The organism is Nonomuraea sp. NPDC049637, assembly GCF_040675235.1.
GTDB lineage: Bacteria > Actinomycetota > Actinomycetes > Streptosporangiales > Streptosporangiaceae > Nonomuraea.
This window is the reverse complement of record NZ_JBFAOM010000011.1, coordinates 152,011-161,860: the sequence shown is the minus strand read 5'-3', so window position 1 is coordinate 161,860 and position 9,850 is coordinate 152,011. Positions and strand designations below refer to the sequence as shown.

The following is a 9,850-nucleotide window of genomic DNA, read 5'->3' as shown; positions in this document are numbered from 1 at the left end:
CGACAGCACAGGGGACGACAGCACAGGGGACGACAGCACAGGGGACGACAGCACAGGGGACGACAGCACAGGGGACGACAGCACAGGGGACGACAGAGGCGGGAGTACGCGGGAGCCTGGTCGGGCGGTTCGCTGAGGCCGGCGGTGCGGGAGTGACGGCGGCGCGAGGCGGCTCGCCTTTGCGGTAAGGCTCGTGCCTGGGGGCTGCGAATGTGTGCCTGACGGGAGGTGGATGCTCGGCGGGGAGAGGATGCTTGGCCCAGGCGTGGAAGCTTGGCCCGGACCGGATGCTCGGCCTACAGGCGGATGCATGGCCTAGAGGCGACTGCTTGGCCGAGGGGTGTGGTCGGGGCTGTGTACGGGTGGTTCATGGTGCACTCCCCCAGGGCGTGGCGGGGGGTGAGGGGCAGTGCGGCTGGTGGGTGGGTGTTGGGGGCTGGGTGTGTTCGGGGGGCTTGGGGCTTTTGTGGCTGGGGGTTATTCCGGGAGTAGGCGGTAGTGGAGGCAGACGATGGTGGAGGTGTCGTTCACGTCGTGGCCCAGGGATGACCAGTAGCGTTGGTGGACTTCTCGCCAGTGTTGGATCGAGGTGAATCCTTCGCCTTCCGCCTCGGCGAACTCCCACGGCACCTCGGCGAACGGCACCAGCGCCACTGAGGTGATCTCGATGGTCGCGGCCTTCTCGCCGGCGTCGTTCACGAGGATAAGGTGTTCGCCGACGTGTTCCACCTCTTCGCCTTCCGCCTCGTAGTCGAGGGGCAGGAGGCCGGCGGTGGCGGTCTTCGTGCCTGCGAGGGTGAGGTCGGTCAGCAGGGTGCGTACCTTGCCGGGGGTGCCGAGGGCGAGGACTCTGCGTCCGTCGATGCGGGGCCACATACGCGCATCCTAGAAGACGGGGATGATCTCCTCCGGGTCGATGACGTTCACCTCGACGCCTTCCAGGTCCAGTTCGGGAATGGCGGGGAAGGCGATGCCCCATCGTTCGACGATCGCGCGGACCTTCGCCATGGCCACGCGCCAGTTCTCCTTCTGTTCCTCGTACGAGAGCACGCCGAGGCCCGCTTCCCTGGCGTGGTCCATCAGGACGCGATGGTTGGCGAGGAAGTACGGCGGAAGTTCCCAGAAACCTTCCGGAGGCTCCCAGAGAATCATGGAGAGGAACACGAAACCGGCTCGCAGCTGGCGGGTGATGAGGCTGCGGGTCTCGTCGGTGAGGCCCGGCCATTCGTTTTCCAGAATGGTCATGCAGATTTGCAGATGGCGGGACTCGTCGAGGCCGATGCGCTGGAACATCTCGCCGAAGACCGGATGCCGGGTGCCCGTGGCCATGCCTCTGAACAGCGTGGACGCGGCCATCTCGCCCATCATGAAGCTCGTGAACAGGACCGGCAGCGAGTATCTTCCGACGGCGCTGGTGTAGCCGTTCCAGTAGCGGCCGCCGTTGTGGTAGAGCCAGCCGATGTTGTTGTGGGCGGCCTTTTCGAGATCGTCTTCGGGGGTCCAGTTCAGGGGGCCGCCGGGCCACAGCCGGGCGATGGTGCGCTGGCAGCACTCCTCATGGTTCATCTCGTCGCGGGTGATGGAGAAGAAGCACTTCCTGACCGGGTCTTCCTCGTGTTTCTCGAAAGCCTGGACGGTTGCGCGGGCGAACACGGCCGGGCCCGAGGCGTCGAAATTGGCGAGGACGGCGAACCAGTACATGATGCCCAGGCGCTGTTCGCGGGTGAAGTCGTCCGGGTTGAGGCCGTCCCATGGGAGGTCGGCCGGGTTCCAGAGTTTGCGCTTGGACTTCTCGTAGATGGCCGCGAGCTTCTCGGTCTCCACGCGCCATTCCATCGGATAGATGTTGGGCTGCGGGATCTCCGGCGCGGGCCAGAAGCCGCCTTCCGGGATCGTGAGGTCCGCCATGGTTGTGACACCTCCCCTGCCATCCTGCGTGGCGGCGTCACGCCTTGCAAGCTTCGCCGCGGCCCGGTGCGCACGTCGTCGTACCAGGCCTTTCCCTACGAGCGGGTGCGCTGCGTGACGGCGACGCAGGCCAGGACGGCGAGCGCCGCCGCCACGGTGGCGAGGCCGAAACGTTCACCCATCAGGACCCAGGCCCAGATGAGGGTCAGCAGCGGCTGCGCCAGCTGGGTCTGGCCGGCCCTCGCGATGCCGCCTCTGGCCAGGCCGGCGTACCAGGGGATGAAGCCGAGGAACATCGAGATCAGCGCCACGTAGGCGAAGCCGGCCAGGGCGGGGGCGGTCGGCGTGATGGGGGTGGTGAGGGTCAGGATCGCCGTGATCGGGGCGGTCAGCGGGAGGGAGAGGACGAGAGCGTGGCTGATCACCTGCCAGCCGGGGGTCGTCCTGGTCAGGCGGCCGCCCTCGGTGTAGCCGAGCGCGGCTGACAGGAGGGCGCCGACCAGGAGCAGGTCCGGCCAGCCGGCGCCGGCCTGGCCTCGGGTGAGGGTGAAGGCGGTGATCGCGGCGGCGCCGGTAGCGCAGGCGGCCCAGAACAGGGGGCGGGGGCGTTCGCCCGCCCGTACGACGGCGCAGGCGGCGGTGGCCGCGGGGAGCAGGGCGATGACCACGGCGGCGTGGGAGGTGCTGGCGCCCAGGTCCAGGGCGAGGCTGCTGAACACCGGGAAGCCGAAGACCACGCCCAGGGAGATCACGGCGTAGGAGGGCCAGTGGCGGCGCGGCGGGAGGAGGGGCAGGCGGGCGGCCTTGAGGCAGACCAGGGCGATGACGCCGGCGACGGCGGCGCGGCCGATGGCGACGAGCCAGGGGTCGAAGCCGCGCATCGCGTAGACGGTGCCGGGGAAGCTGCCGGAGAAGGCCAGGACGCCCAGGAAGGCAAGCATCGTCCCTTGCCGGGCGCGGGCGGCGGTCCCGCCGGTTCCTGTTAGGGCGTCGCGGAGCGTGCGGGCGCCGGTCGAGGAGGCGGCGTTCGACGATGTGGTGCCGGTCGAGGGTGCGGTGCCGGTCGCGGGGGCGGGCTTCGGGACAGAGACTGGAGAGGAGGGTGCGGTGCCGGTCCTGTGGGGAGGGCTGGGAGGGGTGGTCGGGAGTTGAGGGGCGGCCGGCTGGTTGAGGGTGGTGGGAGAGCTGGTAGCGGGAGAGCCGGTGGTGGGGGGCGTTGCAGGGTGGGGGGTGGGAGGGGGTGCTACTGCGTTTTGAACGGTAGCGCTATCCTTGTCCTTCATGACCAACGATAGCAGTATCGCCCAGATTGCGGCGATGCTGCGTGAAGAGGCTGCCCGTCTGGGGCCTGGTGGGCGGCTTCCGTCCAGCCGGGAGATCATGCGGCGGCACAACGTCAGCCCCGTCACGGTCTCGCGTGCCATCAGCCAGCTCGCCGCCGAAGGGCGAGTGGTGTCGCGTCCGGGGAGCGGCGCCTTCGTGGCGCCGCGGCAGGTCGTGCGCGGTCAGGACCCCCTGGACCTGTCCTGGCAGACGGTCGCCCTCGGCGACCGGGTGGTGGACGACGGGCCGGTGGCGGCGCTGCTCGCGCAGCCGTCCGAGGAGGTGGTGCCGCTGACCGGCGGCTACCTGAACCCGGGGCTGAGGCCGGACCGGCAGCTGGCGGCGGCCGCCGCGCGGGCGGTGCGCCGTCCGGACGTCTGGGCGACGCCGCCGTTGACCGGCCTGCACGAGCTGCGCGGCTGGTTCGCCCGTCAGGCCGGGGGCGACGTGACGGCGGCGGACGCGCTGATCGTCAGCGGCGGCCAGGCGGCGCTGACGCACGCGTTCAGGGCGCTGGCGGCCCCCGGGACGCCGGTGCTGGTCGAGACGCCCACCTATCCCGGAGCGCTGGCGGCGGCCAAGGCGGCCGGGCTGCGGGCGACCGCCGTGCCGATGGACCGCGACGGCGTACGGCCGAACCTGCTCGCCGAGGCGTTCGCCGTCACCGGCGCGCGGGTGTTCTTCTGCCAGCCCACCCTGCACAACCCCACCGGCGCGACGTTGCCCCTGGAGCGGCGCACGCAGGTGCTGGAGGTGGCCAGGGCGGCGGGGGCGTTCGTGATCGAGGACGACTACGCCCGCTACCTGTCCCCCACCGCTCCCCCGTCGCTGGCCTCCATGGACGCGCACGGCACCGTCGTCAACGTCGGCTCGCTGACCAAGATCCTGTCCCCCAGCCTGCGGGTGGCGGCGGTCGTGGCCCGTGGGCCGGCCGCGCACCGGTTGCGGGCCAGCCAGCTCGTCGAGTCGTTCTTCGTGGCGCGGCCGTTGCAGGAGACGGCGCTGGAGTTCGTGGGCTCGGCGGCGTGGGGCAGGCATCTGAACGCCGTGCACGCCGAGATCGCGACCAGGCGGGACGCGCTCGCGGCGGCGCTGGCGGCCCACGTCCCGGGGGCGGAGGTGCATCTGCTGCCGATCGGCGGCCTGCACCTGTGGCTGCGGCTGCCTGCCGAGGTGGACGAGAACGCCCTGGTCGAGACGGCCCGGCGGTACGGGACGCTGGTGAGCCCGGGGCGGATGTACTACCCGTCGGAGCCGCCGGGCCCGCGGATCAGGGTGACGCACATGGCCGCCGCCAACCTGACGGTCCTGGCCGAAGGGGTGCGGAGGCTCGGGCAGGCGCTGGACGCACAGGTCCGGTGATCGGACGCCCGGTCAGTGACGACCGGGACGCGCCCGACCGCGACCGCCGCCGCACCGGTCCCAGCCACCTCAGCCGACGGCTGCGATCGACACGCGTGGATCGACGGGCGGCGGCAGACGGCGGCGGGCCCCGACGGACAGCGCGGCCGGCGGGCAGCGAGCGGGCGGGCGGCGAGCGGGCGGGCCGCGGGCGGGCCGGGGGGCGGGCGGGCGGAAGCCCGTTGGAGGCGGTTGGGGTGGGTTGTCGGCCCGGCGGGGGAATGTGTCGGCGGGTGGTCGTCAACGTGTCCGGGAATCGTTCGCGCTCATGGTGTTCGATGCGGGTATGCGGTGACAACACCAAGACACGCGCTTACCGGGCGGGGAAGCGGGGTTCGCGTCGTCTCCAAGGCTCAAACACCGATACGGTGTAACTCGTGCCTTGTGGCACGAACGGCAGGCGAAGGAGCGGGCCGAGATGGCAGACGTAGGCGTCCGGGCGGCCCGGCGCGAGGATGTTCTCCAGGTTGCGAATACTCAGATCCGCGCCTGGCGCTACGGATATCGGGAGTTCCTCCCGGAAGGCCCACTCGAGCAGATGACGGGGCCGGCGGCCGAGAAGATGTGGCTGCGTCAGTGGGACGAGGCGATCGTCGCCCCGCCCGGCCCCTCACACCGGGTGCTGGTCGCGGTGGAGACCATCCTCGACACCGAAGGTTTCCCCGCGCTGGGCGCGGGCGGCAGCGCGGCGCTGACGACCCCGCGCGGCGGCGAGCGGGTGGTGGGGCTGGCCTCGCACGCCCCCGCCGAGGACCCCGACCTGGATCCGGGCAGGGTCGCCGAGATGCTGACGCTGCTGGTCGACCCCGACTTCGTGCGTCGCGGCCACGGCAGCCGCCTGCTCAACGCCACCGTCGACTACCTGCGTGAGGACGGCTTCCGCCAGATCGTCACCTGGGTGTTCGCCGACAACTACGCGGTGCTCGGTTTCCTGGAGTCGGCCGGCTGGGGCGAGGACATGGCCGAACGCGTCCTCGACATGGGCCGTCCGATCCGCATGGTCAGGCTCACCACGGATATCAGCTAGAGGTTCGACAGCATGGCAACCCCCGGTCAGTGGATCGCGGGCGCACGCCCGCGCACGCTTCCCAACGCCGTAGTCCCCGTCATGGTCGGTACGGGCGTGGCGATCGGCGACGGCGGATTCGTCTGGTGGCGCGCGGTCCTGGCGCTGCTCGTGGCGCTGTCCCTGCAGATCGGCGTCAACTACGCCAACGACTACAGCGACGGCATCCGCGGCACCGACGACCAGCGCGTCGGCCCGATGCGGCTCGTGGGCTCGCGGGCGGCCACGCCCCGGCAGGTCCTGACGGCGGCGCTGGGCTGCTTCGCGGTCGCGGCGGTGCTCGGGCTGGTGCTGGTGGTCGTGACGCGGGCGTGGTGGATTCTGCTGGTGGGGGTCGCGTGCATCGCGGCGGCCTGGTTCTACACCGGCGGCAAGCGGCCCTACGGCTACCGCGGCCTGGGCGAGCTGGCGGTCTTCGTGTTCTTCGGCGTGGTCCCGGTGATGGGCACCGCGTACGTGCAGACCGAGCAGCTGAGCTGGACGGCGTTCCTGGCCTCGATCCCGGTGGGGTTGTTGTCGTGCTCGATGCTGGTGGTCAACAACCTGCGCGACGTCCAGACGGACGGCACGTCGGGCAAGCGCACGCTGGCGGTGGTGCTCGGCGCCGAGCGCACCCGGGCGTTGTACGTGTTGTGCCAGGTGGTGCCGTTCGTGGTGGCGCTGGCGATGATCGCGGTCACGCCCTGGGCGGCGCTCGCGGCGCTGGCCGCGCCGCTCGCGGTCACGCCGATCAGGACCGTGCTGGGCAAGGCCGTCGGGCCGGCGCTGATCGCGGTCCTGCAGCAGACGGGCAAACTGCAGATGGCGTACGGCCTGCTGTTCGCGGTCGGCTTGGCGATCACCCTGTAGCCAGTTACAGCGGTCGGCTTGGCGATCACTCTCTAGCCAAGTACGGCAGTCAGCTTGGTGATCACCCTCTAGCCAGGTACGGCAGTCGGCTTGGCGATCACTTTGTAGGCGGGGCACAACTGGCCCCCAGCACGCTCGTATGTCCCGATAACTCACCAGGTCACCCCCCTACGGTTCACTGTGTGCGCACGCACCCAGCGACCCTCAGGAGGGGCCATGGAACAACGCGGGATCGAACTGGTCTCGGCCGGCGAAAGGTACGGCCGCCCGCGTGACCTGCTTTTCCTCTGGTCCGGGACGACGATGGGCATCTTCACCCTCGTCTACGGCATCACCATCGTGGCGGCGTTCCAGCTCAGCTTCACGCAGGCGGTCGTCGCGATCGTCATCGGCAACCTGCTGTCGTTCCCGCTGGTCGGCCTGACCAGCCTGCAGGGCCCGGCCACCGGCACCTCCACCATGGCGGTCTCCAGGGCCGCCTACGGCCCCAAGGGCGCCCGCGTGCTCAGCTTCTTCGGCTGGCTCAACATGGTGGGCTTCGAGGCCGGCGGCATGGTGCTCATCACGTTCGCGGCGCTGTCGCTGCTGGAGCAGGCGGGGGTGAGCGACCAGGGGCTCGGGCTCAAGGTCGTGGTCATCCTGGTGGCGGCGGCGATCCAGCTGGTGCTGCCGCTGATCGGGCACGCCGCGGTGATGAAGGCGCAGAAGTACTTCACCTGGGTGTTCGTCGTGCTGTTCGGCCTGATGGCGATCCTGATCGCGCCCAAGGTAGAGCTCGGGGGCGGCGGCGGGTCGGCGGACTTCGCCACGTTCACGATGGCGATCGCGATGATCATGTCGGCGGGCGGGCTGTCGTGGGGGCCGCTGGGCGGCGACTACTCCCGCTACCTGCCGGCGAGCTCCTCCAGGAAGGCGGTCTTCGGGTACGCGGCCCTGGGCGGGTTCGTCCCGTACGTGCTGCTGATGACGCTCGGGGCGGCCGTGGCGACCGTGGTCAAGGACAACACCGACCCGATCTCGGGGCTGCCGGGCGCGCTGCCGCAGTGGTTCGTGGTGCCGTACCTGCTGCTGGCGATCGTGTCGCTGTTCGCAGTCAACACCACCGACCTGTACTCCTCGGGGCTGAACCTGCAGGCGGCCGGGATCAAGGTCAAGCGCTGGGTGGCGGTCGTCGGCGACCTCGTGCTGTGCGTGATCATCACGTTCGTGGCGGTCACCTCGAACAGCTTCAACACCATGCTCAACAACTTCCTCGCGCTGCTGATCATCTGGCTGGCGCCCTGGGCCGGGGTCTACATCACCGACTGGCTGCGCAGGAGGGGACGCTACGACGCCGAGGCGCTGTTCGACGAGCAGGCGCCCGGCCAGGTCCGGTGGCCGGCGATCATCGCGCAGGTCCTGGGCATGGTGGCGGCGGCCCTGTGGATCAACTCGGCCGTCTTCGTCGGGCCGCTGTCGGAGGCGACGGGCGGCAGCGACTTCAGCATCTTCGCGGGCTTCCTGGTGGCGGGCGCGGCCTACGCGCTGCTCGTCCCGCGGCCCGCCGTACGGACTGTGGAGGCATGATGGACCGCGACCTGCTGGACGTGGCGTACGGGCGCAGGCCCGCGGACACGATCATCACGAACGGCACGCTCGTCAACGTGCTGACCGGCGAGCTGTACCCGGCCGAGATCGGCATCGTGGGCGGCCGGATCGCCGCCGTCGAGCCGGTGCTGGAGCGCGGCCCGGACACCGGGATCGTCGACGCCCGGGGCGGTTACCTGGTCCCCGGCCTGATCGACGGCCACCTGCACATCGAGTGCAGCAAGTTGTCGGTCACCAGCTTCGCCGACCTGGTGGTGCCGTTCGGCACGACGAGCGTGGTGTCGGGGCTGGATCAGATCCTCGTGGCCGAGGGACTGCCGGGCGTCCGGCGTTTCCTGGACGAGTCGGTGGCGACCGGCATGCGAATCTGGTGGGGTGCACCCGCCAAGGCGCCCTACACCGTGCCTGAGTCGACCGTCGGGCACCCGTTCGGTCCGGCTGAGCACAGGATCGCCCACGAATGGCCGGAATGTGTGGGGATCTGGGAGACCGTCCAGGAGATGGTGGAACACTCCGATCCTGCCGTCATGGAGGCCCTCGACCTGGCCCGGGAGCGGCGGCTGCCGGTGTTCGGCTGCGCGCCGCTGTCCGACCCGCGCCGGATCAGCGGGCTGGCGGCGGCCGGGGTGCGGCTCGACCACGAGTCCTACTCGCACGAGGAGATGCTGGAGAAGCTGCGCCGCGGCATGTACGGCATCATCCGCGAGTCCTCCGTCGCCCACTTCCTCGACGAGAACATCAAGGCCGTGGCCCTGGCCGGCTCCCGCAGGCTGGCGTTCTGCACCGACGACGTGCACGCCGCCGACGTGCTGGCGGGCGGCCACATGGACAAGCTGGTCCGGATGGCGGTCGCGGCGGGGGTCGACCCGGTGACGGCGATCCAGATGGCCACGGTGAACTGCGCGGAGATGTACCGCATCGACCACCTGGTGGGCAGCCTGTCCCCCGGCCGGTTCGCGGACGTGCTGATCGTCGACTCGCTGGAGGACTTCCGGGTCCGCGAGGTGATCGCGAACGGCGTGCCCGCCGCCCGCGACGGCCGGATGGTCACGCCGACGCCCGCCCCCGAGCGTGGCCCGGTCCGGCCGTTCCCGATCGCCCCGGTCACCGCCGGCGACCTGGTGCTGCGCGCCGAGGGCGAGCAGGCGACCGTGCTGACCCTCGGCTTCACCGACCAGGTCTTCGTCCGCAGGAGGCGGGACGTGACCCTGCCGGTGACCGACGGCGTCGTGGAGCCGTCCGTGGAGCAGGACGCGCTGCTCGTCACGGTCGTCGAGCGCTACGGCAAGACCGGCAACAAGCCGGTCGCCATGGTCAGCGGTATGGGCCTGCGGGCCGGCGCGATCGCCACCAGCGCGGCGCCCGACGACAACAACATCATCTGCGTGGGAGCCTCCCGCGAGGACATGGCGCTGGCCGTCAACACCGTCGCCGAGCACGGCGGCGGCCAGGCCGTGGTGGTGGACGGCGAGGTGCGGGCGCTGCTGCCGCTGCCGGTCGGCGGCATCGTCTCCGACCTGCCGGCCGCCGAGATGGCGGTGCTGGAGGAGCGGCTCGACGACCTGGCCCGCGAGCTGGGCTGCACGCTGCCGGCGCCGCTGATGTACCTGTTCTTCCTGTCGATCACCGCGATCCCCGACTACGCCGTCACCGACCTCGGGCTGGTCGACTGCGTACGGCTCGAGGTCGTCGACCCCATCCTCACGGAGGTTTGAT

General features: G+C 70.7%; 9 protein-coding genes. 6 read left to right on the top strand and 3 right to left on the bottom strand.

Going from position 1 to position 9,850, the window contains the following annotated elements; genetic code table 11:
* Positions 1-477: 477 nt before the first annotated feature.
* The 3 genes from AB0J71_RS17950 to AB0J71_RS17940 all read right to left on the bottom strand — a co-directional run bounded on the left by AB0J71_RS17950 (position 478) and on the right by AB0J71_RS17940 (position 2,849).
* Positions 478-876: an ASCH domain-containing protein gene (locus AB0J71_RS17950; RefSeq protein WP_352320775.1), complete on the bottom strand. Its 399-nt coding sequence runs from the start codon at positions 874-876 to the stop codon at positions 478-480.
* Positions 877-885: 9 nt separating this feature from the next.
* Entirely contained in the window at positions 886-1,908 is a 1,023-nt protein-coding gene (locus AB0J71_RS17945) for a hypothetical protein (protein ID WP_352320774.1), read from the bottom strand.
* A 95-nt stretch (positions 1,909-2,003) separates the two neighbouring features.
* Entirely contained in the window at positions 2,004-2,849 is an 846-nt protein-coding gene (locus tag AB0J71_RS17940; RefSeq protein WP_364415027.1) for a DMT family transporter, read from the bottom strand.
* Positions 2,850-3,225: 376 nt separating this feature from the next.
* Here AB0J71_RS17940 and AB0J71_RS17935 point away from each other — a divergent pair, with 376 nt between their 5' ends.
* The 6 genes from AB0J71_RS17935 (at position 3,226) to AB0J71_RS17910 (ending at position 9,849) form a co-directional block, all read left to right on the top strand.
* Positions 3,226-4,593: a PLP-dependent aminotransferase family protein gene (locus tag AB0J71_RS17935; protein WP_364415025.1), complete on the top strand. Its 1,368-nt coding sequence runs from the start codon at positions 3,226-3,228 to the stop codon at positions 4,591-4,593.
* Between the two features lie 260 nt (positions 4,594-4,853).
* Positions 4,854-5,006, top strand: coding sequence for a CGNR zinc finger domain-containing protein (locus tag AB0J71_RS17930; RefSeq protein WP_364415079.1), 153 nt, complete (start codon positions 4,854-4,856; stop codon positions 5,004-5,006).
* A gap of 164 nt (positions 5,007-5,170) precedes the next feature.
* Positions 5,171-5,659: a GNAT family N-acetyltransferase gene (locus AB0J71_RS17925; protein WP_352320766.1), complete on the top strand. Its 489-nt coding sequence runs from the start codon at positions 5,171-5,173 to the stop codon at positions 5,657-5,659.
* A gap of 12 nt (positions 5,660-5,671) precedes the next feature.
* Positions 5,672-6,547 (top strand): 1,4-dihydroxy-2-naphthoate polyprenyltransferase, encoded by an 876-nt coding sequence (locus AB0J71_RS17920; protein ID WP_352320764.1) that lies wholly within the window; start codon positions 5,672-5,674, stop codon positions 6,545-6,547.
* Between the two features lie 216 nt (positions 6,548-6,763).
* Positions 6,764-8,113 (top strand): cytosine permease, encoded by a 1,350-nt coding sequence (locus tag AB0J71_RS17915; protein ID WP_352320763.1) that lies wholly within the window; start codon positions 6,764-6,766, stop codon positions 8,111-8,113.
* Positions 8,110-9,849: an adenine deaminase C-terminal domain-containing protein gene (locus AB0J71_RS17910; protein ID WP_364415023.1), complete on the top strand. Its 1,740-nt coding sequence runs from the start codon at positions 8,110-8,112 to the stop codon at positions 9,847-9,849. The genes AB0J71_RS17915 and AB0J71_RS17910 overlap by 4 nt, the downstream gene beginning before the upstream one ends.
* Position 9,850 lies beyond the last annotated feature (1 nt).